Annotated in this window: 23 protein-coding genes; 13 read left to right on the top strand and 10 right to left on the bottom strand. The window is 70.9% G+C overall.

Annotated elements, in window-relative coordinates; translation table 11 throughout:
- Positions 1-49: 49 nt before the first annotated feature.
- Positions 50-646, bottom strand: coding sequence for a TetR family transcriptional regulator (locus tag AC07FN_RS06675; protein ID WP_478394715.1), 597 nt, complete (start codon positions 644-646; stop codon positions 50-52).
- Between the two features lie 89 nt (positions 647-735).
- Between AC07FN_RS06675 and AC07FN_RS06670 the strand changes: the two genes are divergently transcribed.
- Positions 736-1,506 carry an SDR family NAD(P)-dependent oxidoreductase gene (locus AC07FN_RS06670; protein ID WP_478394714.1) on the top strand — a complete coding sequence of 257 codons (771 nt, stop codon included), beginning with the start codon at positions 736-738 and terminating at the stop codon, positions 1,504-1,506.
- A 122-nt stretch (positions 1,507-1,628) separates the two neighbouring features.
- Here AC07FN_RS06670 and AC07FN_RS06665 read toward each other — a convergent pair whose 3' ends face one another.
- Together AC07FN_RS06665 and AC07FN_RS06660 are read right to left on the bottom strand one after the other, a co-directional pair.
- Entirely contained in the window at positions 1,629-2,966 is a 1,338-nt protein-coding gene (locus AC07FN_RS06665) for a carboxyl transferase domain-containing protein (protein WP_478394713.1), read from the bottom strand.
- Positions 2,959-4,407, bottom strand: a complete 1,449-nt coding sequence (locus tag AC07FN_RS06660; RefSeq protein WP_478394822.1) for an acyl-CoA synthetase — start codon at positions 4,405-4,407, stop codon at positions 2,959-2,961. The genes AC07FN_RS06665 and AC07FN_RS06660 overlap by 8 nt, the downstream gene beginning before the upstream one ends.
- 193 nt (positions 4,408-4,600) lie before the next feature.
- Between AC07FN_RS06660 and AC07FN_RS06655 the strand changes: the two genes are divergently transcribed.
- From AC07FN_RS06655 to AC07FN_RS06640, 4 genes are all read left to right on the top strand, one after another.
- Positions 4,601-5,326 carry a FadR/GntR family transcriptional regulator gene (locus AC07FN_RS06655; protein WP_478394712.1) on the top strand — a complete coding sequence of 242 codons (726 nt, stop codon included), beginning with the start codon at positions 4,601-4,603 and terminating at the stop codon, positions 5,324-5,326.
- Between the two features lie 312 nt (positions 5,327-5,638).
- On the top strand, positions 5,639-6,133 hold the full coding sequence (locus tag AC07FN_RS06650) for a VTT domain-containing protein (RefSeq protein WP_452614034.1): 495 nt from the start codon (positions 5,639-5,641) through the stop codon (positions 6,131-6,133).
- 70 nt (positions 6,134-6,203) lie between these two features.
- Complete coding sequence (locus AC07FN_RS06645; protein WP_478394711.1) at positions 6,204-8,315, top strand: catalase; 2,112 nt, start codon at positions 6,204-6,206, stop codon at positions 8,313-8,315.
- Positions 8,316-8,537: 222 nt separating this feature from the next.
- Positions 8,538-9,968 carry an amino acid permease gene (locus AC07FN_RS06640; protein ID WP_478394821.1) on the top strand — a complete coding sequence of 477 codons (1,431 nt, stop codon included), beginning with the start codon at positions 8,538-8,540 and terminating at the stop codon, positions 9,966-9,968.
- A gap of 60 nt (positions 9,969-10,028) precedes the next feature.
- Here the strand turns inward: AC07FN_RS06640 and AC07FN_RS06635 are convergent, their stop codons facing one another.
- Entirely contained in the window at positions 10,029-10,241 is a 213-nt protein-coding gene (locus AC07FN_RS06635; protein ID WP_478394710.1) for a hypothetical protein, read from the bottom strand.
- Positions 10,242-10,386: 145 nt separating this feature from the next.
- On the opposite strand from AC07FN_RS06635, the gene AC07FN_RS06630 reads away from it, so the two are divergent.
- Both AC07FN_RS06630 and AC07FN_RS06625 read left to right on the top strand, forming a co-directional pair.
- Entirely contained in the window at positions 10,387-11,256 is an 870-nt protein-coding gene (locus tag AC07FN_RS06630; RefSeq protein ID WP_478394709.1) for a helix-turn-helix domain-containing protein, read from the top strand.
- 2 nt (positions 11,257-11,258) lie between these two features.
- Entirely contained in the window at positions 11,259-11,447 is a 189-nt protein-coding gene (locus AC07FN_RS06625) for a DUF397 domain-containing protein (protein WP_363823334.1), read from the top strand.
- 86 nt (positions 11,448-11,533) lie between these two features.
- Here the strand turns inward: AC07FN_RS06625 and AC07FN_RS06620 are convergent, their stop codons facing one another.
- Together AC07FN_RS06620 and AC07FN_RS06615 are read right to left on the bottom strand one after the other, a co-directional pair.
- Complete coding sequence (locus AC07FN_RS06620) at positions 11,534-12,469, bottom strand: SDR family oxidoreductase (RefSeq protein ID WP_478394708.1); 936 nt, start codon at positions 12,467-12,469, stop codon at positions 11,534-11,536.
- 45 nt (positions 12,470-12,514) lie between these two features.
- The gene (locus tag AC07FN_RS06615) at positions 12,515-13,957 is read right to left on the bottom strand and encodes an MFS transporter (RefSeq protein ID WP_478394707.1); all 1,443 of its coding nucleotides are present in this window, start codon (positions 13,955-13,957) and stop codon (positions 12,515-12,517) included.
- Positions 13,958-14,179: 222 nt separating this feature from the next.
- Here AC07FN_RS06615 and AC07FN_RS06610 point away from each other — a divergent pair, with 222 nt between their 5' ends.
- From AC07FN_RS06610 to AC07FN_RS06595, 4 genes are all read left to right on the top strand, one after another.
- The gene (locus AC07FN_RS06610; protein WP_478394706.1) at positions 14,180-15,040 is read left to right on the top strand and encodes a TetR/AcrR family transcriptional regulator; all 861 of its coding nucleotides are present in this window, start codon (positions 14,180-14,182) and stop codon (positions 15,038-15,040) included.
- A gap of 74 nt (positions 15,041-15,114) precedes the next feature.
- Positions 15,115-15,999, top strand: a complete 885-nt coding sequence (locus AC07FN_RS06605) for a beta-keto acid cleavage family enzyme (RefSeq protein ID WP_478394705.1) — start codon at positions 15,115-15,117, stop codon at positions 15,997-15,999.
- A 70-nt stretch (positions 16,000-16,069) separates the two neighbouring features.
- Positions 16,070-17,032: a 3-hydroxyacyl-CoA dehydrogenase NAD-binding domain-containing protein gene (locus tag AC07FN_RS06600; RefSeq protein ID WP_478394704.1), complete on the top strand. Its 963-nt coding sequence runs from the start codon at positions 16,070-16,072 to the stop codon at positions 17,030-17,032.
- Positions 17,029-17,469 carry a thioesterase family protein gene (locus AC07FN_RS06595; protein WP_478394703.1) on the top strand — a complete coding sequence of 147 codons (441 nt, stop codon included), beginning with the start codon at positions 17,029-17,031 and terminating at the stop codon, positions 17,467-17,469. Before AC07FN_RS06600 ends, AC07FN_RS06595 begins: the two co-directional genes overlap by 4 nt.
- A gap of 28 nt (positions 17,470-17,497) precedes the next feature.
- On the opposite strand, the gene AC07FN_RS06590 is transcribed toward AC07FN_RS06595, so the two are convergent.
- Positions 17,498-18,631 (bottom strand): hypothetical protein, encoded by a 1,134-nt coding sequence (locus tag AC07FN_RS06590; RefSeq protein ID WP_478394702.1) that lies wholly within the window; start codon positions 18,629-18,631, stop codon positions 17,498-17,500.
- A gap of 137 nt (positions 18,632-18,768) precedes the next feature.
- On the opposite strand from AC07FN_RS06590, the gene AC07FN_RS06585 reads away from it, so the two are divergent.
- Together AC07FN_RS06585 and AC07FN_RS06580 are read left to right on the top strand one after the other, a co-directional pair.
- Entirely contained in the window at positions 18,769-19,713 is a 945-nt protein-coding gene (locus AC07FN_RS06585) for an ADP-ribosylglycohydrolase family protein (protein WP_478394701.1), read from the top strand.
- 69 nt (positions 19,714-19,782) lie between these two features.
- Positions 19,783-19,953 carry a hypothetical protein gene (locus AC07FN_RS06580; RefSeq protein ID WP_452614022.1) on the top strand — a complete coding sequence of 57 codons (171 nt, stop codon included), beginning with the start codon at positions 19,783-19,785 and terminating at the stop codon, positions 19,951-19,953.
- Between the two features lie 137 nt (positions 19,954-20,090).
- On the opposite strand, the gene AC07FN_RS06575 is transcribed toward AC07FN_RS06580, so the two are convergent.
- The 3 genes from AC07FN_RS06575 to AC07FN_RS06565 form a co-directional block, all read right to left on the bottom strand.
- Positions 20,091-21,476 (bottom strand): FAD-binding oxidoreductase, encoded by a 1,386-nt coding sequence (locus tag AC07FN_RS06575; protein ID WP_452614021.1) that lies wholly within the window; start codon positions 21,474-21,476, stop codon positions 20,091-20,093.
- A gap of 109 nt (positions 21,477-21,585) precedes the next feature.
- Positions 21,586-22,515: an NAD-dependent epimerase/dehydratase family protein gene (locus AC07FN_RS06570; protein WP_478394820.1), complete on the bottom strand. Its 930-nt coding sequence runs from the start codon at positions 22,513-22,515 to the stop codon at positions 21,586-21,588.
- A gap of 202 nt (positions 22,516-22,717) precedes the next feature.
- Positions 22,718-22,921: a cold-shock protein gene (locus AC07FN_RS06565; RefSeq protein WP_093271248.1), complete on the bottom strand. Its 204-nt coding sequence runs from the start codon at positions 22,919-22,921 to the stop codon at positions 22,718-22,720.
- Positions 22,922-23,088: the final 167 nt, after the last annotated feature.

Raw genomic sequence — 23,088 nt, 5'->3', positions numbered from 1 at the left:
AGCGCGATCCGCCGCGCCACGATTGCCGCGCCCCCCTAACCCGGCCGAACTAGCGGCCGAGACCCGCAGTGAGCTCGCGCATGCAGCGGACGGCGAGCTCCGCCGCCGACCCCGCGCCGTCCGCCGGGGCATCACTCACCGCCCACGCCTCGACGGCCACCCGGATCGCGGCCGTGGCCGCCGCGGCCAGCAGGCGGATCTGCAGATCATCGGAGGCGCGCTCGGCGAGCAGCGGCACGAGCTGCTGCTCCGACTCCTGGTTGACCCTCGCCCACACCGCCAGCAGCGCGGGATCGCCGGCGGCCGCGCGCAGCAGACCCCGCGTCCACCCGAAGGACTCGACGTCCTCCTCGTCGCGGACGGCCAAGGCGCGTTCGGCGGCCTGTTCCAGCGCATCCGGCAGCGGAATGTCGCGCGGCGTGGCCGCCAGCAGGTCCTGCCAGCGCCGGGCGCCGAACGCCAGCAACGGCGCGACGGAGTCCTGCTTGGTGCGGAAGTAGCGGTAGAAGGTGCGAAGGCTCACCCCGGCGCGCTCCGCGATGACCTCAGCTGTCGTGCCGTCGGAGCCGCGCTCCGCGAACAGCGCGGCGGCGATGCGGGCGATTTCCAGCTGGGTGGCGGCCTTGCGGCGTTCGGTGAGGTTCACTCCCCCAGTTTAGGAATAAGGCGGCAATGTGGCATGTTGTGCCACATAGACACGATGTGTCGAGTCCGTGCAAGAGAGAGGGAACTCCCATGGAGCGCTTCGAAGGACGTCGCATCCTGATCACCGGGGCCGGTTCGGGCATCGGGCAGGCCACGGTGCACCGGATCCTCGCCGAGGGCGGCCGGGTCGTCGGGTTCGACCGCAGCGAGCAGGGACTGGCGGCCACCACCGCCACCGCCGCCGAGAAGGGCACCGCCGAGCGGCTGACCACCGCCGTGGTGGACGTCGCCGACGAGAGCTCCGTGCGCGCGGGCGTGGCCGACGCCGTGGCAACGCTGGGCGGGCTCGACGTGCTGGTGAACGCGGCGGGCATCCTGCGGTCGGCGCACACGCACGAGACCACGCTGGAGTTCTGGAACACGATCCTGGCGGTCAACCTGACCGGCACGTTCCTGATGACCCGCGAGGCGCTGCCCGCGCTGCTGGAATCCGGACGCGGTGTCGTGGTCAACTTCAGCTCGACCTCGGCGAGCTTCACGCACCCCTACATGGCGGCCTACGCGGCCTCCAAGGGCGGCATCCAGTCGTTCACCCACGCGCTGGCCGGCGAGTACGCCAAGCAGGGCCTGCGCGCGGTCGCCGTGGCACCCGGCTCGATCAGCAGCGGCATGACCACCGGCCGTGGCCCGGGCCTGCCGGAGGACGCCGACATGAGCCTGTTCGCGAAGCTGATGCCCGCCATCGGGCAGGGCATGGCGGGGCCGGAGACGGTCGCGGGCGTGGTGGCGATGCTGGCCTCCGACGACGGCGCGTTCGTCACCGGCACCGAGCTGCGCATCGACGGCGGCACCCACATGTAGGGGCTGTTTCGCGCGGCGGTGCGGGTAGCGGCCCCTGCGGGAAGTACGGCCGCCGCCTGCACCGTGGAAGCCCTGTAGCCACCGGAGTCGAGCTGATGTCCACCGCGAGTTCGCGGTGGACATCAGCGGGCGATGCCCTGGACGAAGCCCAGGTCCAGCAGGTCCTGGGGGCGCAGCCGCAGGTGGTCGGCCAGGTCCGGCGCCTCCGCCGGATCGCGCTTGAGGATGGCCGCGCTGGATTCGGGCGCGATGACCGCGAAGTAGGCGTCCGAAGTGATCCAGGTCCGCTCCGGCGCGGCCAGCGCCAGCGCGCCGCCCGAACCGCCCTCCCCGATGACCAGCGTGGTCACCGGCACCCGGGCGTCGGCGACCGCGGCGAACACCTCCGCGATGGCCGGCCCGATGCCGCCGTGCTCGGCCGCCGCGTCGTTTGCCGCGCCCGGGGTGTCCACCAAGGTCAGCACCGGGACGCCGAGCTGGTCGGCGAGCCGGATCAGCCGGGCCGCGGTGCGGAACCCGGCCGGGGTGTTCGCGGTGCCCGTCTGGGCGGCGAACGCGACCGTGCGCCCGTCGTGGTCGCCGAAGCCGCAGATCATCCCGCCGTCCCGGCCGCCGGCGCGGTCGCCGCTGATCTCGAAGCGCCGGGTGAAGTAGGCGTCCAGGTACGCCCCGGCGCGCGGCCGGTCCGCCGAGCGCGCCCGCTGCACGGCTTCCCAGCCCGTGACGGGAGGCTCGCCGCCGGCCAGCGACGCCGGGACCGGGGCCGGTTCCGGCGGCCGCACCAGGCGCTGCGGATGCAGCAGCGACACCAGGTCCGCCAGCGCAGCAGGCAGTTCCGCGTCGTCGACGACCTGGTCCACCTGTCCATCGGCCAGCTTGCCCTCGGCGTGGAACGCCTCGCCGGTTTCGGACGCGTCGCGCACCCGGCTGCCGCCGAAGGCGACCGCCGCGCCGGGCGAGGCCAGCACGACGTCGGCCGCGGCCGCCAGCGCCACCCACATGCCGCCGGTGGTCGGATCGCGCAGCACCGCGATGTGCGGGATCCGGTCCTGGCGGGTCAGCAGGCAGGCCCGCGCGATCTCCTGCAGCTGGCGCAGGGCGCAGATCCCCTCCTGCATCCGGCTGCCGCCGGAGGCCACCAGCGAGATCACCGGCAGCCGCAGCTCCCGGGCCTGCTCGAACGCCGCGACGATGCGCGCCCCGGCCGCCTCCCCGACCGAGCCGCCGAGGAAGGCGAAGTCGAAGGCGATGAGCACCGCCTGCCGCTGCCCTACCCAGCCGCGACCGCACAGGACCGACTCCTCCGAGCCGGTCCGCGCGGTCGCGCGGGCGCGCTGCTCGTCGTAGCCGGGCCAGCCCAGCGGGCCGTCCCCGGCCGGTGGCCCGGCCGGGGGCTCGAACTCCTCGAACCCCCGGCTGACCGACTCGACGATCGCGCGAGCAGCGGTGTGCTCAGCCATGCTGCAGCGCCTTCTTCTGCACCTTGCCCATCTCGTTGCGCGGCAACGCGTCCAGGAACCGCACCTCGCGCGGCCGCTTGTGCGGGGTGAGCAGGCGGGCCACGTGGTCGACCAGCTCCTGCTCGGCGGGCTCCTGACCGGGCGCGCGCACGATCCAGGCGATGATCCGCTCGCCCAGGTCGGCGTCGGGCTCGCCGGTGACCGCGACCTCGGCGACCGCCGGGTGCTCCAGCAGGCAGTTCTCGATCTCGCCCGCGCCGATCTTGTAGCCGCCGCTCTTGATGATGTCGGTGGCCTTGCGGCCGACGATCCGGACGTAGCCGTCCGGCGCGCGGGTGGCCACGTCGCCGGTGCGGAACCAGCCGTCGGCGAACGCCGCCTCGGTGGCGTCCGGCCGGTTCAGGTAGCCGCTGAACAGGTTCGAGCCGCGCACCAGGATCTCGCCGACGGTCTCGTCGTCGCTGGCGGTGATCTCGCCGCCCTGCTCGTCGACGAGCTTCAGCTCGACCCCGGCGAACGGGCGCCCCACGTAGCCGGGCCGCCGGTCGCCGTCCGCCCGCACGCCGCAGTTCATGATCGTCTCGCTCATGCCGTAGCGCTCCACGACCCGCTGGCCGGTCAGCCGCTCGATGCGCTCGTGCTCCACCGCCGGCAGCGCCGCGGAACCGGAGACCAGCAGCCGGGCCTTGCCGACCGACTTCCCGATCTGCGGGTCGAGCTCGGCGTCCTCGGCCAGCCGGTGGTACATGGTCGGCACGCCGAACATCATCGTCGCGGGCCCGGCGAGCTCCTCCGCCACGGCGGCGGATGAGAACTTGCCCAGGTGGTGGACGGTGCCGCCCAGCCGGACCGGGCCGAGCGTGCCGAGGATCAGGCCGTGCACGTGGAACAGCGGCAGGGCGTGCACCAGCACGTCGCGCTCGGTCCACTCCCACGCCTCCGCCAGCGCGTCGAGGTTGGCGCGGATCGCGCGGCGCGGCAGCACGACGCCCTTCGGCGGCCCGGTGGTGCCCGAGGTGTAGACGATCAGCGCGGGGTCGTCCTCGTCCGCTTCCGGCGGCAGTTCTCCGCCGCGCACGGCCAGGTCGACCTCGTGCACCGGCACGTCGCCGAGGCCTTCCGGCCGCTGGAAGCCGGGCGGTGCGAACAGCAGTTCCGGCCGGCTGTCGCCGAGGATGTGCGCGAGCTCGCGCTCCCCCACCTTCGGGTTGATCGGCACCACCGCGACGCCCGCGCTCAGCCCGCCGATGACCGCCGCGCAGGTCTCCGGCGACGCCGTCGCCCAGACCGCGATCCGCTTCGCCGTCCCGACGCGCTCCGCGATCCCGGCGGCCACCGCCGCCAGCTCCCGGTAGGTCAGCGCCTTCTCGCCGAAGCGCAACGCTTCCTTCTCATCGGGCTTCCGCAACTTGGGGAACAGCACCTGCGCCGCGCCGGCCATGACCACCTCCACGATCCTGAATGTCCCGCCCGCGGACCCGCGATGCCCGGCGAGCCGGCATTGGTCCACTGGCTCGACCACTTTTGCGCCGTTTCGGACATCGCGTCAAGCGGATGTGGCAAAATTGGCTCATCCACTCGACCAAAAGGTCGGTGTTAGCCTGATCACCATCCGTCCGGCCTGGAGGAACCCGGTGTCCGAAGCCCTGCGACCGCTCGCCCGACCGCGCCTGTACGAGCAGGTGGTGCAGCGGCTGCGGGAGCACGTGACGGATTCCGGCCTGCGCGTCGGCGACCGGCTCCCGCCGGAGCGGGAGCTCGCGGAGCGCCTCGGCGTCAGCCGCGCGTCGGTCAAGCAAGCGATCGTGGTGCTGGAGGTGCAGGGCCTCGTCGAGGTGCGCCACGGCGGAGGCACCTACCTGCGCCGCGAGTCGCTGGACGCGGAACCCGTCGCCGAGCTAGTGGCGCGCAAGCGCCGCCTGCCGGACGTCCTGGAAGCGCGCGAAGCGCTGGAGACCAAGCTCGCGGAGCTGGCCGCGCAGCGGCGCACGGACGCCGACCTCGCGGAGATCGAGGCGGCGCTGGCGGACATGCGCCGCGAGATCGCCGAAGGCGGGCTCGGCAACGAGGGCGACCGCCGGTTCCACGCCGCGATCACCGCCGCCGCGCACAGCTCGCTGCTGGCCGACTTCATGCGCACCATCGCGACCGAGATCGCGGAGAGCCGCCAGGAGTCGCTGCGCCAGCCCAACCGGCCGGGCAAGTCGCTGGCCCAGCACGAACGCATCGCCGAAGCGATCCGGGAGGGCAACCCGCGCGCAGCGGTCACGGCCATGCGCCGCCACCTCCAGACGGTGAGCCGGGTCCGCCTCCTCTCCTGGGACCCCGACGCCGACCCCACCCGCACCGACGAGGCGTGAACGGGGCACCCCTGCCGAACGCGGAGCCCGCGCCGATCAGATGATCCGGCGTTTTCGCGGGAAAACAGCGCCGCCAGGCGTGGAAAACGCCGCTTTCGCGCGAAAACGCCGCCCCGCCACCCGGGCAACGGCGCCGGACCGCGAATCCCGGAGATCGGCAAAAGCGCGCCTCCTCCGGCCGAACCTCCCGGTTGGGGCGTGACCCGTTCGGGCCGGTAGGCTCGGGCGGGCCTGTTTCCGCAGCTACGGAGCATTCGACTTGATCCACCACCCGGTTTCGCAGCACGGTCCTGCCGTCGGCCGGGTGATCAGATGATCGGGTGGCTGCTGGCCACCGCGGGCACCGCCGCGCTCGGCAGCGTGTTCCCGCTGGTCAACATCGAGCTCTACCTGCTCGGCGTGGTCTCCACCGTGGACAGCGTCAGCTGGTGGGCGTTCGGGCTGGCCGCGGCCGTCGGCCAAGTCGCCGGGAAGACGCTGTTCTACCTGGCGGGCAAGGGCGGCTTCGCGCTCGGCGAGCGGTTGCGCAAGCGCGTCGAGGCCAAGCGGAAGGGCCGATGGGCCGGCTGGTTCGAGAAGTTCCACCAGCGGACCGAGGAGCGCCCGTGGTGGGGCCTGGGCGTGCTGTGCCTCAGCGCCGTGCCCGGCATCCCGCCGTACAGCCTGATGTGCTTCCTCTCCGGCGCGGCCGGCATCCCGCTGCTGGGTTTCCTGCTCGCGAGCCTCGTCGGCCGGTCGGCGCACTTCCTGATCGTCGCCGGCGCGCCGGAGCTGCTGCACTGGCTGCCCGCCGCGCTGGGCTCGTAGCCGGCGAATACCGGTCCGGGCGGCCGGGAACCCCTGGGCGGTTAGCCGACATCGAGGGGAGCCAGCCGCAATGGGCACGGATGGGCACGATGCCAAGCAACGACAGCTCGACCAGGTCCGCCAGGATCTGACCGAGACCGAACTGACCACCCAGCAGGGCGTGCGCGTCGACCACACCGACGATGCGCTGAGCGCCGGTGAACGCGGCCCGACGCTGCTGGAGGACTTCCAGGCCCGCGAGAAGATCACCCACTTCGACCACGAGCGGATCCCGGAGCGCGTGGTGCACGCGCGCGGAGCGGGCGCCTACGGGCACTTCCAGCCCTACGACGACAACGGCCTCGCCGACCTCACCACCGCGCAGTTCCTGACCGATCCGGGCCGGCGCACCCCGGTCTTCGTGCGGTTCTCCACCGTCGCGGGCTCGCGCGGCTCCGCCGACACGGTGCGGGACGTGCGCGGATTCGCCACGAAGTTCTACACCGACGAGGGCAACTACGACCTCGTCGGCAACAACATGCCGGTGTTCTTCATCCAGGACGGCATCAAGTTCCCCGATTTCGTGCACGCGGTGAAACCCGAGCCGGACAACGAGATGCCGCAGGCGGCCTCGGCGCACGACACGTTCTGGGACTTCGTCGGGCTGCAGCCGGAAACCCTGCACATGGTCATGTGGCTGATGTCCGATCGGGCGCTGCCGCGCAGCTACCGGATGATGCAGGGCTTCGGGGTGCACACCTTCCGGCTGGTCGACGCGCAGGGCCGCGGGACGTTCGTGAAGTTCCACTGGAAGCCGCTGCTGGGCAGCCATTCGCTGGTGTGGGACGAGTGCCAGAAGATCGCCGGCAAGGACCCCGACTACAACCGCCGCGATCTGTGGGAGTCGATCGAGGCCGGGCAGTTCCCGGAGTACGAGCTGGGCGTGCAGCTGGTCGAGGAGTCCCGGGAGTTCGACTTCGACTTCGACCTGCTCGACGCCACCAAGATCATCCCGGAGGAGGTCGTGCCGGTGCGGCCGGTGGGCCGGATGGTGCTGGACCGCAACCCGGACAACTTCTTCGCCGAGACCGAGCAGGTCGCCTTCCACACCGCCAACGTCGTGCCGGGCATCGACTTCACCAACGACCCGCTGCTGCAGGCCCGCAACTTCTCGTACCTGGACACCCAGCTGATCCGGCTGGGCGGCCCGAACTTCGCGCAGCTGCCGGTGAACCGCCCGGTGGCCGAGGTCGCCAACAACCAGCGGGACGGCTACGGCCAGCAGCGCATCCACAGAGGACGGACCAGCTACTTCAAGAACAGCCTCGGCGGCGGCTGCCCGGCGCTGGCCGACGAGGGCGCCTTCACGCACTACCAGGAGAAGGTCGAGGGGCACAAGATCCGCAAGCGCAGCGAGAGCTTCAAAGACTTCTACGGCCAGGCCACGCTGTTCTGGAACAGCATGGCGCCCTGGGAGAAGGAGCACATCGTCGCGGCGTTCCGCTTCGAGCTCGGCAAGGTCGACCACCAGCACGTCCGCGAGACCGTGGTGCAGCAGATCGAGCAGATCGACCACGAGCTGGCCGTGGCGGTGGCCGAAGGCGTCGGGGTGGCGGCCCCGAGCGGCGGCACGCCCAACCACGGCCGCAGCTCCCCCGCGCTGAGCCTGGTGAACCAGGGTGCCGACACGATCGCGACCCGCCGCGTCGCGGTGCTGGTCGCCGACGGCGTGGACGGTACCGAGGTCTCGCAGATCCGGCGCGAGCTGTCCGAGCGCGGAGCGATGGCGGAGGTCCTCGGCCTGCGCGACGGCGACGTCCGCAGCGCCGACGGCGACGAGGTCCCTGTCGACCGCGCCATGAACACGATGGGCTCGGTGCTCTACGACGGCGTGATCGTGCCGGGCGGCGCGGAAAGCGTCCGGGCGCTTTCCGGCGACGGGTTCGCCGTGCACTTCGTGGCCGAGGCGTACAAGCACAACAAGCCGGTGGCGGCCAGCGACGAGGGCATGGAACTGCTGCAACGGGCCGGGGTCGCGGAGGCCCGCAAGCCCACCGGCACCGACGGCGTGGTGACGGAGCTCGGCGTGGTCACCGCCGCGCACACCGGGGGCGCGCTGCCGGAGGGGTTCATCGCGGAGTTCGCCGCGGCTCTCGGCAAGCACCGCGCGTGGGATCGGGACACCTCGGCGGTGCCCGCCTGATCGGCACCGCGTCGGGTGCCGTTTTCGCGCGAAAACGACATTCGGCACGCGTGAGGGATGGCGATTTCGCGCGAAATCGCTGTCCGGTTCCTCCCGGTTCGTGCCGTTTTCACACCGGGTGTTGATAACTTTTCGTGCCCTCATCGACACTCATAGCGATTGTTCACTGGGCGTTGGCGCGGGAGTCATCTACCGTGCCTGCCTGTGAGCGTCTTTCGAACAATGCCCGTCGAGGACGTCCTGACCCGCGGCGAGCGCAGCGGCCTGATCCGCCGGCTCACCGGGCGCGACCTGGTCGGATTCGGCATCGGCATCATCATCGGCACCGGCGTCTTCACCTTGGCCGGGATCGAGGCAAAGGAGCACGCCGGACCCTCGGTGGTGCTGTCGTTCGTGGTCGGCGGCATCGTCGCGGCGCTCGCCGCGCTCGCGTACGCCGAGCTCGCGTCGGCGGTGCCGACCGCCGGCAGCGCCTACACCTACGGGTACGCCACGCTGGGCGAGCTGTTCGCCTGGATCATCGGCTGGGACCTGCTGCTGGAGTTCGCGCTCGGCGCGGCGGTGGTCTCGCGCAGCTGGTCGGGCTACGTCTCGAACCTGCTCGGCCTGCCGCCGCAGTGGTTCGGCGAGGACGCCACGGTCAACGTCGGCGCGATCCTGATCATCGCGATCCTCACCGTCATCGCGGTGATCGGCATACGCGAATCGTCGTGGGTCACCAACGCGCTGGTCGTGGTCAAGGTCGCGGTGTGCGTGCTGGTGATCGTCGCGGGGCTGTTCTTCATCAACGGCGCCAACCTCACCCCGTTCATCCCGCCGGCCCAGCCGGCGCCGGAAACCGCGAGCGGGTTGGAGCAGCCGCTGCTGCAGGCGGCGCTGGGCATGGAGCAGTCGATGTACGGCATCGGCGGCATGTTCACCGCGGCGGCGATCGTGTTCTTCGCCTACACCGGCTTCGAGGCGCTGGCCAACCTCGGCGAGGAGACCAAGCACCCCAAGCGCGACCTGCCCGTCGGGCTGCTGGGCAGCCTGATCGTGTGCACCGTGCTGTACGTGGCGGTCGCGATCGTGCTCACCGCGATGGTCGACTACCGGCAGATCGACGAGGCCGCCCCGCTGGCGGCGGCGTTCCAGTCCGTCGGCCAGCCGTGGGTGGCGGCACTGATCGCGCTGGGCGCGGTGACCGGGCTGACGTCGGTGATGATGGTCGAGCTGGTCACCATCGGCCGCATCGGCTTCGCGATGAGCCGCGACGGCCTGCTGCCGCCGAAGCTCTCGCAGGTGCACCCGAAGTGGGGCACGCCGCACCGGATGACCATCGGCGGAGCGGTGGTGATCATGCTGCTGGCGGGGTTCATCCCGATCTCGGAGCTGGCCGACATGGTGAGCATCGGCGCGCTGTCGGGCTTCGTCATCGTCTCGATCGCGGTGCCGGTGCTGCGCAGCCGCAAGCCGGACCTGCACCGCCCGTTCAAGATGCCGCTGTCGCCGGTGCTGCCGATCATCTCGGCCCTGGCGTGCCTGTACCTGATGTCCAACCTGGACGTCATCACCTGGATCCGCTTCGGGGCCTGGCTGGTCCTGGGCCTGGTGATCTACTTCGGCTACGGCCACCGCCACGCCCGCCTCGCCGACCGGTCCCGTTCGAAGTGAAGGGCGCCTTCGGCCTGGACAGCCGATCAAGATGCCCTTCACCACTTCGAACGGCGTGCTTCAGGCCGCGGTGAGCTCTTCGATCGCCTTCGCGCCGAGCAAGATCAGCGCGGCGAGGTTTTCCCGGCCGATGCTGAGGACGTACTCGCCGTTCCGTCCACAGTAGAGGATCACGAGATCGTTGTGCCGATCGATCTCGTACCGCATCGGCACCTCGTCCTCCATCTCCACGAACGAGTCGATGGATATCCCGGAGTAGTGCAGCAGGGCCATGTTCCCGACCTTCCTCAGTGGACGACTAGGGTGACTGCTTGCAACCAGACCGTCGCCAAGCGCGACCGTCGCGTTTAAGCTTAGGGCGACTGTCGCGTTAAGGTCAGGTCCCTGATCGGGTGTTTCGAGATCGTGGAGGTCGTCGATGGCGCGAGCCCGCCAAACCTTGGAGCGACGGCAACTCGGCCTCGCCCTGCGTCGAATCCGCGAAGGCTCCGGCAAGACCCAGCAGGCGGCGGCCGAAGCGATCGGCCGTGTCCGCTCGCGCATCGTCGAACTAGAAGACGGCAAGGGCACGCTGAGCCAAGAAGATCTTGTCAATCTTCTGGACTTCTACGGCATATCCGGCGACGAGCGCGACACGGTGCTCGCACTCGGCGCGCACGCACGGAGACGCCAGCGCGGCCGTACCTACACGGACCTGCTACCCGGAGCCTTCCAACGCTTCGCCGACCTCGAAGCCAGCGCCACGGAGATCAGCAGCTACGAATCCGGCGTCATCCCAGGTTTGTTGCAGTCGCCGGGCTACGTGCGTGCAGTCATCGAAGAATGCGACGGGGTGTGGTGGGACGCGACCACCGACGCGGAGCTGGAGCAGCGCATCGCGTTCCGACTCGAACGGCAGGAGCGGAGTTTGAGCCCAGCCGAGCCGCGATCCTTTCGATTCGTGCTCACCGAGGATTCACTACGAGCAGTTGTCGGCAGCCCGGAAGTGATGCGCGAGCAGCTTCAACACCTAGCAGCTGCCATCGACACCTGCGACGACCTCGTTGTGCAGATCTTGAAGCAGGACGCGAGCCGGAATCCCGCCCGAGGTGGTGGTTTCACCGTCTTCGGATTCGGCGACAAGGGATCCCCTGTCGGCTTCTCCAGCACGGTGTTCAGCCCCTCGACCTACCACAGCGACGAGGCCGACACGACGATCATGCTCCACGCGTTCCGTGAGATTCAAAGCCTTGCGCTCGATCGCGACAGGTCACGACGATTGGTAGAGCAGATCTCGAAAGGTGGCTGATCATGTCGCGAACTCCTGTCGACACCGGCTGGTTCAAGAGCTCCCGAAGCATTGGCAGCAGCGACAACTGCGTCGAGGTCCGGCTACTCAGCCGCTCCGTCCGGGTCCGGGACTCGAAGGCTCCCGAGGACGGCGTGCTGAGCTTCGGCCCCGCCGCTTGGCGTACTTTCCTGACCTCCTTAAAGGCGTAGCGTTTCAGCTGGTCACGGGCCGTGTGTACTTTTGGTCGCTATACCAACACAAAGTACACGCGGGTCTCCAGCAGCCGAAATGGCGATCATGTCCTGAACTGTTGGGCCCAGCTGTCCGGTTGGGTTCCGTCGGTGTCGGTGAAGCCGTACTCGCCGGCGAGTTCGGCGGAGGTCACCGAGCTTTGGTTCCACCTCGCTCGGTTCGGGTCTGCGGCCAGTGCCGCGACCGCGCGGCCGACGTAGCGCGGTGATTCCGACGCGGCGAATCCACCCGGAGCAGTCGGGCGTCCGTCGGCCCGGTCGGGTTCCAATGCGGCGCGCCAGTCCGCTTCGGTGACCCCGTAGTTGTCGAGCATCATCTCCGAGCGCAGCCAGCCCGGTGTGATCGCGACGGCCGTTGCGCCGTGCGGCGCGAGTTCGTGCCCCTGGGAGAACGCCAGGCGGTTCACCGCGACCTTGGCCAGGTCGTAGAACACCGAAATGCGGTACCTCGAAGCGTTGTGGGCGGTGGTGCCGTCGGTGACTTCGACGAGCAGGCCGCCGGGCTTGGTGATCAGCAGCGGCAACAAGTGGTGCGAGGTGATCAGGTGCGTCTCGACGCCGAGCCGGAGGATTCGCAGGCCGGCCGCCAGATCGTGCTCCCAGATCGGGGTGTTCCAGTCGGCGGGCCCGCCTTTGAGCCGCTCGGCGCCCCAGATGTCGTTGACCAGCACGTCGAGGTGGCCGTGCTCGGCCCGGACGCGCCCGGCCAAGCCGCGCACCTGCTCCGCGACGAGATGATCGACCTGCATCGCGATCCCGGTCCCGCCGAGACGGGTTACGACCTCGGCGGTCTCCTCGATCGTCTCAGCGCGGTCGTAGTCCGACCCACCACGGCCGGTCGAGCTGCTGCGTCCCGTGCAGATGACGGTCGCGCCGGCCTCCCCCAGCGCAGCCGCGATACCCCGCCCGGCACCCCGGGTCGCTCCCGCGACCAGAGCGACGCGCCCGCGCAGCGCTTCTCGATCCGGCGCCCACCGCATCCCGCGATTCTGGCACGCTCGCCCCGTGATCGGCCGCTCTCGGCGTCAGCGCCCGCCCGACGGATCAGCGAGGCGGCGTGACAGGAAAACCTCAGCCAGGGCCACGACCAGGGCGGCCGTGACGAAGCCGACCGAGACGATCAGGCCGTCCGAGATCGCCGCGTCGAAGCCGCTCGTCATCAGGGTGCCGAAGAACAGGCCAGAGGCCGCCGCCGTGCCTACTGCCGAGCCGATGCGCTGGCCCGTCTGCTGGACGCCCGCCGCGGTTCCGCCGTGGGCCGCGTCGATCTCGCTGAGCGTCACCGTCTGGTTCGGCGAGATCACCAGGCCGCTGCCCGTTCCGGCGACCAGCAGCGGCAGCGCCGTCACCAGCCCCGCCGCCTCACCCGGGTGCATGGCCAGCAGCAGATCCGTCGCCAGCAGGCCGAGCAGCGCCGCCGCCAGGCCGATGATCACCAGGCGGCGGCCCATCCGGTACACGATCCGGCCGCCGAGCGCCGACGCCACCGCCGACCCCACTGCGAACGGCGTCAGCGCGAGTCCCGCTTGCAGCGCCGAGTAGCCCAGCCCGCGCTGGAAGTACACCGCCAGCACGAAGAAGATGCTGGTGAACCCTGCGAAGTACAGCAGCCCCAGTGTGGCGCCGAACGAGTAGCTGCGGATCTTCAGCAGCCGCAGGTTCACCAGCGGCGAGTGACCCCGCACCCGGTACCAGTGCTCCCACGCCACGAACAGCACCAGCAGCACGACGGCGACGATCAGCAGGAACCACAGCGCGCCGCCCCCCTGCTCGACCAGCGGCAGCAGCAGGCACAGCAGGCCACCGCCGAGCAGCAGCACGCCGACGAGGTCGAGGCTGCGGGACTGCTCGCGCGCGCCGTCGCGAGGCAGCACCTTCAGCCCGTACAGCACCGCCGCGACACCGATCGGCAGGTTCACGAAGAACACCCAGCGCCAGCCGTGCTCCTGCCCGGCGAGCTGGATGATCAGGCCGCCCAGCAGCGGGCCGATCGCCGTCGAAATGCCCACCACCGCGCCGAAGAGGCCGAACGCCTTGCCGCGCTCGCGGCCGTGGAACAGCTGCTGCATCAGGCCGAGCACCTGCGGGTTGAGCAGCCCGCCCGCAACGCCCTGCAGCAACCGGGCGATGACGAGCCACAGCGGCGTCAGGGCGAACCCGGCCAGCGCGCTGGCCAGCGTGAACGCCCCCAGCGCCAGCAAGAACATCCGGCTGCGGCCCCGGTCGTCGCCGAGCCTCCCGGCGGGCACCAGGACCAGCCCGAAGGTCAGGGCGTAGCCGGAGACCACCCACGACAGCGCCGCCGCCGGTGCGTCCAGGCCCTGCTGGATCGACGGCAAGGCGACGTTGACGATGCTGACGTCGAGCAAGGTCATGAACCCGGCGACCAGGCAGATGGCTAGCACCCGCCAGCGCCGCGCGCTCTCCCCCCGCTCCGTCGTCTTCGCCGCCGGCTCGATGTGGTTCACGGGTCCAGCTCAGCACGTTCGTACTACCCTCGCACCATCCGGTTCGGGCCGACATTGCGACCGACTGACGTATCAATCACAGTCCGACCCCCGCCGATCGTCGCCGGGATACCGATTCAGGCGACTGGCTAGGCACGTTGACCCGATCAGCGGCAGCCCGACCGGATCGCAACACCACCGACTAATTGCGATTCTCGCAATGGACTGTTAGCGTTCCGTCCCGTGCAGGACACGACGGCGGCGTTGCGCCAGCGAGTGCGCGACGCGTTGCGCAAGTACCCGGGGAGCCAGCGTGCCTTCGCCGAGCAGATCGGGCTCGACCCGACCAAGCTGTCCAAGTCGCTGACCGGCACCCGCCGGTTCACGCCGATCGAGCTCACCCGCATCGCCGAGCTCACCGGCGTCACGGTGAACTGGCTGATCTACGGCGGCGCCGACGTCGAGACGGTGGCCGCCGCGCCGCAGCGCACCGCGCGGCGCGAGCGCGAGCCCGGCGACCTCCGCGAGGCGGGCCGGTACCAGCAGATCCTCGACGCCGCCTGGACGCTGGTCGCCGAGCGCGGCTACCACTCGGTGCGGATCGCGGATGTCGCCAAGGCCTGCGGCACCAGCGCCGCGACGATCCACTACTACTTCCCCGGCCGCAACGACCTGCTCACCGAGACCCTGCGGTACTCGGTGCGGCTGGCCTTCGACCGGCAGGTCGCCGAGCTGCACAGCATCGAGGACGCGCACGAACGCCTGCTGCAGCTGGTCGAGCTCCAGCTGCCCACCCCGGGCCTGCTGCGCGCGGAGTGGTCGATCTGGCTCCAGGTGTGGACCGAGAGCGCCCTGAACCCGGACCTCCAGGTGCTGCACAACGATTCCTACACCCGCTGGCACGACACGATCGCCCGCACCATCCGGCAGGGCCAGCAGCAGGGCGTGTTCACCGACACCGACGCCGAAGAGCTCACCGTGACGCTCACCGCCCTCATCGACGGGCTGGGCATCCAGGTCCTCGCCGGGCGGCCCGGCCGGTCGGTGGAGCGGATGCGCCGCGTGCTCCGCGAGTTCGTCGAGCGCGAGATCGTCCGCCACTGACACCCGAAGAACCCACCCGGGCGCGGATCACGGCGCGCCGGGCGATCAGCCGCACCCACTGAAGGGAGAGCCCCATGGGCAACGAAGTGATCATCACCGCAGCGCTCACCGGCGCCGGTGACACCACCGGCAAGAGCGAGTTCGTCCCGGTCACCCCGGAGCAGATCGCGAAGTCCGCGGTCGAGGCCGCCGAGGCCGGCGCGGCCGTGGTGCACATCCACGTCCGCAACATCGAGACCTGGCAGGGCTCCCGCGAGGTCTCGCTCTACCGCGAGGTGGTGGAGCGGATCAGGGAAACCGGCATCGACGTGGTCATCAACCTGACCGCCGGGATGGGCGGCGACCTGGTCATCGACGCCGACGACCCGCTCAAGCCGGTGGACGGCACCGACCTCGTCAACGGCCTGGACCGGCTGCCGCACGTCGAGGAGCTGCTGCCGGACATCTGCACGCTGGACTGCGGTTCGCTGAACTTCGGCGAGGGCAGCCAGCTCTACATCTCCACCCCGGACATGCTGCGCGCCGGCGCCAAGCGGATCCAGGAGCTGGGCGTCAAGCCGGAGCTGGAGATCTTCGACACCGGCAACCTGTGGTTCGCCACCAAGCTGATCGAGGAGGGGCTGATCGACGCCCCGCCGCTGTTCCAGCTGTGCGCGGGCATCCCGTGGGGCGCCCCGCCGGAACCGGGCCTGCTGCAGGCGATGGTGAACATGCTGCCCGCCGGCGCGAACTGGGCGAGCTTCGCCATCGGCCGCGACCAGCTGCGCTGGGTCGGCCTGACCGCCGCGCTGGGCGGCAACGTCCGCGTCGGCCTGGAGGACAACCTCTACCTGAGCCGCGGGGTCAAGGCCACCAACGGACAGCTGGTCGAGCGCGCGGTGACGATCGTCGAGGGAATGGGCATGAAGGTCGCCACCCCCGATCAGGCCCGCGAGCAACTCGGCCTCCAGAAGCGTTGACGCCGGACGTTCCGCAGACGCGAGCGGCTGCGGCCGCGCATCGAAGACGACCTCGAAAAGGAATCCTCAGTTGGACGAGAACACCCCCTCCCCCGCGGCGGTGCGGCGGGTCGCGTGCATCGGTGCCGGTGTCATCGGCGGCGGTTGGGTCGCGCACTTCCTGGCGCGCGGCTACCAGGTGACCGCGTGGGACCCCGCGCCCGGCTTCGAGGCCAAGCTGCGCCGCCTGGTCGACGCCGCGTGGCCCGCCCTCATGGAGCTCGGGCTCGCCGACCGCGCCTCCCGCGACAACCTCGTCATCGCCCCGACGCTGGAAGAGGCCGTCGCCGAGGCCGAGTTCGTGCAGGAGAGCGCGCCGGAAGACCTTGCCCTCAAGCGAGATCTGCTGGCCCGCATCGATGCCGCGACCCCGGCGGGCGTCGTGATCTCGTCGTCCACGTCCGGCTACGGCATGACCGAGATGCAGGTGGACTGCCCGACGCCGCAGCGGCTCGTGGTCGGGCACCCGTTCAACCCGCCTTACCTCATCCCGCTGGTCGAGGTCGTCGGCGGCGAGCGGACCGAGCCGTGGGCGGTGCAGTGGGCCTCGGAGTTCTTCGAGGTCGCCGGCAAGTCCGTGATCACCATGGACCGCGAGGTGCCGGGCTTCATCGCCAACCGGCTGCAGGAGGCGATCTGGCGCGAGGCGCTGCACATGGTCGCCAACGGCGAGGCCACGCCCGCGCAGATCGACGCGTCGATCACCGAGGGGCCCGGCCTGCGCTGGCCGCTGCTCGGTCCGTGCCTGACCTTCCACCTCGCCGGCGGCGAAGGCGGCATGGCGCACATGCTCGACCACTTCGGCCCGTCGCTGAAGTCGCCGTGGACCCGGCTGGAGGCGCCGGAGCTCACCGACGAGCTGCGCGACGCCATGGTCCAGGGCTGCGAAGAAGCCGCCGACGGCCGCAGCATCGCCGAGCTCGTCGCCGACCGCGACCGGGCGGTGATCGCGGTGATGCGCGCGATCGACGGCGTGCGGAACGGCAAGCCGTGACCGGGCTTCGGGAGCACCGGGAGCGCGTCCGTCCAGAGTGGATCGACTACAACGGTCACCTCAGCGAGGCGTACTACGTGCTGGTGTTCGGCTTCGCCACCGACGCGGTCATGGACCAGGTCGGGCTCGACGCGGCGTACCGCGCCGACACCGGATGCTCGCTGTACACGGTCGAGGCGCACGTGCGCTACCTGCGCGAAGTCGGGCCCGATTCGGAGCTCGTGGTCACCAGCCGCATCGTGGGCACCGGCGCGAAGAAGGTTCGCATCTGCCACGAGATGACGGTCGGCGGCACGGTGGTGGCGACCGAGGAGATCATGGCGCTGCACGTCGACGGCGCGCAGGGCGGCACCACGCCGTTCCCGGCGGCGATCGCCGAGCGGTTCGCCGCGCTGGCCGAGCAGCCTCCGGAGTACGCGGGGCGGTCCATCGGTTGAGCGTGAGCGGGACTCCCCGGAGTCCCGCTCACCTGGCGCCGACGACCCGGTCCAGCGCCGCGCACACCGCGATGGCCACGACGAAGAACGCGCCGGCGGCGGCGAGCAGCCGGGCCTCGGGATAACCGCCCGTGGCGAGGAATCCGGCGCCCGCCGCCGCCGCGCCCACCGCCGCCGCCAAGACCAGCTCGACGGCCCGGACCCGCCACGACATCGCCGAGCCGCGGGCCGCTTCGTGCACGCCGCAGACCACCGCGGCGGCGATGATGATCAAGCCGACCGCCGCCGACAGCATCGGAGTGCCGAAGGAGATCCCGTAGCGGATCGGCAGCGCGGGCGCGAAGAAGAACACCAGGAACCAACCGAGCGACGCGCTGACCGCCGTGATGCCCGGCCCTGCCTGTGCGGTCGGCAACCGGCGCGCGACCAACCGCGCCACGACGAGCACACCGGCCGCCGCCGCCATCACCGGCGCTGCGGCCGCGAGGTGCCCGAGGTTGTAGAGCAACACGGTGTCGTAAACGGTCAGCACCAGGACGCCCAGCGCCGCAGCCGAAACCACGAACGCCACCAGCTCCGCCACCGAGCCGACCCGCTCCCGGCGGCCCGCGGTCAACCGCGCCAGGAACCACGGCGCCACCAGCCCGGACACGACGCGGAGCGCGATGTCCTCGGCCGTGTAGGGGTTGGCCAGCGACCACTCGATCAAGCAGAACGTCGCGGTGTAGGACGCCGCCACCGGCCACACCAGAACCCGCCGGAACACCTCGGCCCCGAACCACCGGCAGATCGTCAGGTACGCCAGCAGCACGAACGGCAGTTCCAGCAGCGCCGGCACCCGCAACAGGCTCCACGACAGCAGTTCCGGGCGCGGCCACACCTCGGCCAGCCAGGCGATCACCGGGTCGTCGTCGGCCAGCGCGAACCAGCCGGTCGGCAGGTAGCGCGCGATGAACGCCGGGTCGCCGTGCCACACGCGCATCAGGTAGATCGTGCACAACACCTGGTTCAGGTAGATCGCGCCGGTGACCACCAGCAGCCAGAAACCGGGGTGCCGCAACAGGGTTGGGTGCGAGCCGCGTTGCCGCCGCGGCCACCGCCAGCCGACGAGGGCGACCGCCGCGGACAAGACGATCAAGGCGCCGAGGACGACCGCCACCATGAACTCCCGGGTTGAAAAGCGCTTTCGCGGCAGAGACTATCCGGCGGCGGCCGGTCGGCGGGCGAAGTTGACCACGTTCGCCGGCCCGCGCCGGGCGTACCGTTGACACCAACCGCCTGTGTCCTCGGGAGGCCCGGGTGAACTGGACCGGTCCCCCGCCGGCGCACGACCGCGCCCGCGGGCTGTTCACGGGAGTCGGGCTCGGCGACGCGATGGGCGCCGCGTTCGAAGGCCAACCGTCGGTCACCGAGCTGGCGCTGCTGGAGTTCGAACGCGCCCACCACCAGCTGCGCTACACCGACGACACCGTCCTGACCATCGCCGTGGCCGAACACCTGCTGGAACGGGCCCGGCGCGGCGGGCACCTGCTCGACGAGGGCGAGCTGGCCGCCGCACTGACCTGCGCCTGGACCCGAGAACCGTGGCGCGGGTTCACCAGCTCGGCGGCGGAGATGTTCGAGCGGCACAATTCCGGCATGCCATGGCGGGACGCGGCCGTGTCGCTGTTCCACGGGCAGGGTTCGTTCGGCAACGGCGGAGCGATGCGCTGCGCGCCGGTGGCGCTGGCCGCGCAAAGCGTCCACCACGCCGCGGAGCTGGGCCGGCGCACGGCGTCGGTGACCCACACCCATCCCGACGGTCAGGAAGGCGCCGCGGTGCAGGCGTGCGGCGCATACCTGGCCCTGCACCACGCCGGGCAGCTCGACCCGGAATCGTTCCTGGACAAGCTGGCCCACGAGATCCACGAACCGGAATGGGTGCGGCGGCTGCACGCGGTCGCCGCGCAACTCGGGCACCGGGACCCGCACCGCGCCGCCGAGCAGCTCGGCAACGACGTGCGGGCCACGCATTCGGTGCCGCTGGCGCTGTGGGCGTTCCTGGCCCACGCCGAAGCCCCGGTCGACGTCGTGCGGCAGTGCATCCGGGCCGGCGGCGACACCGGCACCATCGCCAGCATGGCGGCGGCGCTCGCCGGGGCGCTGCGCGGCGCCGCCGGTTGGCCGCAGTCGTGGCTGCGCCGGATCGAGGGGCTCACCCGGCTGCACGACCTGGGCGACCGGCTGGCCCGGCTGTCGGCGTGAGCCGCGCGCCGCGCGGCCGGGCTCGTTACCGTGGCGGTTGATCCGACCAGCTATCGACGGGAGGACTCGATGAACGCGGAAACCCCGGAAGCCGACGCCGCCGAGCAGGCCCGGCAAGCCGAGGAGATCCCCGAAGAGGAGGAGCCGGAGCCGTTGGAGGTTCCGCTCGACGCCGACCCGGCCGACCTCGCCGACCAGCACCGCCCGGTCCCGGTCGACGACTCGTACGACCACGACTGACCTCCGTCCGGCCGAGACGTGAGCGACGCCTCCCAGCAGGAGGCGCGTGCTTCACGTCAGGCCCGGAGATGCGCCGGTTTCGCGCGAAATCGTCGCAGCCACGGCTGCCGAGAGGCGATTTCGCGCGAAACCGGCGGTCACCCCGCGTCGGGGAGGACCCGGCCGGGGTTGAGGATGTTGCGCGGGTCCAGGGCGTTCTTGATCGCCTGCTGGGTCCACAGGCCCGCCTCGTCAAGTTCCTCGCCCAGCCAGCGCCGCTTCAGGTGGCCGACGCCGTGCTCGCCGGTGATGGTGCCGCCGAGCTCCAGGCCCAGGGCCATGATCGCGTCGAACGCCTGCTGGGCGCGGGCCGACTCCTCCGGGTCGCTGGAGTCGAAGGCCACCACCGGGTGCATGTTGCCGTCCCCGGCGTGCCCGGCGCACAGCACCTGCACCCGGTACCGCTCGGCAATCGGGGTCAGCCCCTCGACCAGGTCCACCAGGCGCCGCCGGGGCACGCACACGTCGTCGACCAGCGTCGCCAGGCCGAGCTTCTCGTGCGCGTCCCCGACCAGCCGCCGGGCCTGCATCAGCAGTTCGCCCTCGGCCGGGTCGTCGGCGACGACCACCTCGGTGGCGGCGAAGGACCGGGCCACCCGCTCGAAGGCCGCCAGGTCGCCCGGCGCGGCGTCGCCGCGATCGGACTGCACGAGCAGCATGCCCGCCACGCCGTCGGGGAAACCGAGGTCGGCGATGCGCTGCACCGCGTGCACCGTCGGGGCGTCCATGAACTCCAGCACCGACGGCCGGTAGCCCTCCCCGAGGTACCCGGCCACGGTGCGGGCCGCGTCGGCGATGGTCGGGAAGAACGCGACCGCGGTCAGCGGTTGCGCGGTGGCGGGCCGCAGCGCGACGGTGACCTCGGTGACCACGCCGAGGGTTCCCTCGGAGCCGACGAGCAGCCGCGTCAGGTCGTAGCCGGCGACGCCCTTGGCGGTGCGGCGGCCGGTGCGCATCACCCGGCCGTCGGCGAGCACCACCTCCAGGCCGCGCACGAAGTCGCCGGTCACGCCGTACTTCACGCAGCACATGCCGCCGGCGTTGGTGGCCACGTTGCCGCCGATGGTCGAGATGCTGCGGGAGCCGGGGTCGGGTGGGTAGAACAGCCCGTGCTCGGCCGCCTTCGCCGCGAACACGCCGTTGACCACGCCGGGCTGCACGACCGCGATCTGCTCCTCGGTGTCGATCTCGAGGATGGCGTCCATCTTCTCCAGCGACAGCAGGATGCAGCCGTCGATGGCGTTGGCCGCGCCGGAGAGCCCGGATCGGGCGCCCTGCGGCACCACCGGGACCCGGTTCTCGTGCGCCCACCTCAAAGTCGTCGCAACGTCCTCAGTGGACCGGGCGCGGACCAGCACCGACGGCGTCCCGGCCGGGCAGAAGGTGGCCCGGTCCCTGCAGTGGGCCTCCAGCACGTCGGCGTCGTCGAAAACGCTGCCGTCGGGCAGCAGTTCTCGCAGCGGGTGCACGTCAGTGGCGGTCATCGGTTGCTCTCGTCTCCGACCTCGGGGGGCATGGTCTTACCTCTGAACCTAACCCGTGCCACCCCGGATCTCCCAGCCCCGCGACGCACATGAGTCGGGGATCCCAGTCTCAGGCCGCCCAGAGGCCGAACAACGAGGCGAAGCCCTCCCGCCAGCTCGGCCACGCCGGCCGCCAGCCCAGCGTCTCGCGCAACCGGAAGTTGGTGGCGCCGCGCTGCTCGGTCAGCTGGTGCACGGTCAGCCAGTCCAGCTGGGTCCGGGCCTGGTCCATGGTCAGCGACACCGGGGCCGGGCCGCCCGCCATCCGCGCGTAGGCCGGGAGCCATTCCGCCGATTCGGCCGGCTCGTTGTCCACCACGTTGTAGGTGCCGGGCTCGCCGTTGGTGAGCAGTTCGAGCACCGCCCCGGCCGCGTCGTCGACGTGGGTGAACGACGTCAGGCCCACGCCGTCGTCCACCAGCGGCAGTTCGCTGCCGCACACCCGCGCGTGGATCGCGCCGCCCGGCGCGTACTGGGTGTCCGGGCCGTAGAGCGCGCCGTAGCGCAGCGCGATGCCCTCGATGTCCGGGCGGGTCAGCACCGCTTCTTCCATCGCCGCCAGAGCGCGCACCGCGTCACCCCAGCATCCTGGAGCTTCTGTCCACAGTGGAGATTCTTCGTCCAGCACGTCGTGCCCGTGCGGGCGGTAGGCGGCGGTCATGCTCTGCCCGATGATGCGCCGCGCGCCGACCGCCACGGCGGCGTCGACCAGGTTCCTGGCCCCGTTCTCGCGCAGCAGCGCGGTCCGGCGCAGGCCCTCGTCCGGGTCCGCACCACCGAAACCGGACGTCTGGTCGATGACCACTTCCGGCTCCACGCGGGCCAGCTCCCGGCGCAACCGCGGCGGATCCAGCACATCGGCGACGGCGACGTCGTCGACCGCAACCGCACCATCGAGTCGGTCCGCGTGCCGGACGAGCGCGGTCACGTGATGACCGCGATCCCGCAACAACGGCAGCAGGGTTCTCCCGACAACGCCGGTCGCACCGGCGACAACCACACGCAGGGGCACATCGACCTCGCACCGGGTTAAACGTCAGCGGGCTGGAAGCCTACCCCGACGACGTACCCCTCAACGGGTGAAAAAGCTGTCCTCCTCGGCGGCAGACCGGCACCGCAGGCGGCCCGGTACTGCCGCCCCATCGGAGGCGGCATCAGAGCTATCTCCGATGCGTCGTCATGCCCGTAGGGCACGATCCGGTTCAGACCGCGCGGATGTCCGCGGCCTGCGGCCCCTTCGGCCCCTGAGCGATCTCGAACTCCACCCGCTGCTGTTCCTCCAGCGTGCGGAAACCGGTGGACTGGATCGCGGAGTAGTGGGCGAAGACGTCAGCGCCACCGCCGTCGGGGGTGATGAACCCGTAGCCCTTCTCCGCGTTGAACCACTTCACCGTACCGGTAGCCATTCCCTGTTTCTCCTGATTCTGCTGGCCAGGGTCAACACTTCGCAGACCCCCGGTCGCCGAGCTGATCACCCGGTGCCCGGCGCGGCCGGAACACCACGGCACAAAAAAAAGCGCCTGCGTTCTGGCAGGCACTTTTCCAGTACTGCTAGGACCAAAACTGCAACCAT

The organism is Saccharopolyspora sp. NPDC045941, assembly GCF_056431445.1.
This window is presented reverse-complemented; position numbering and strand designations above follow the sequence as displayed.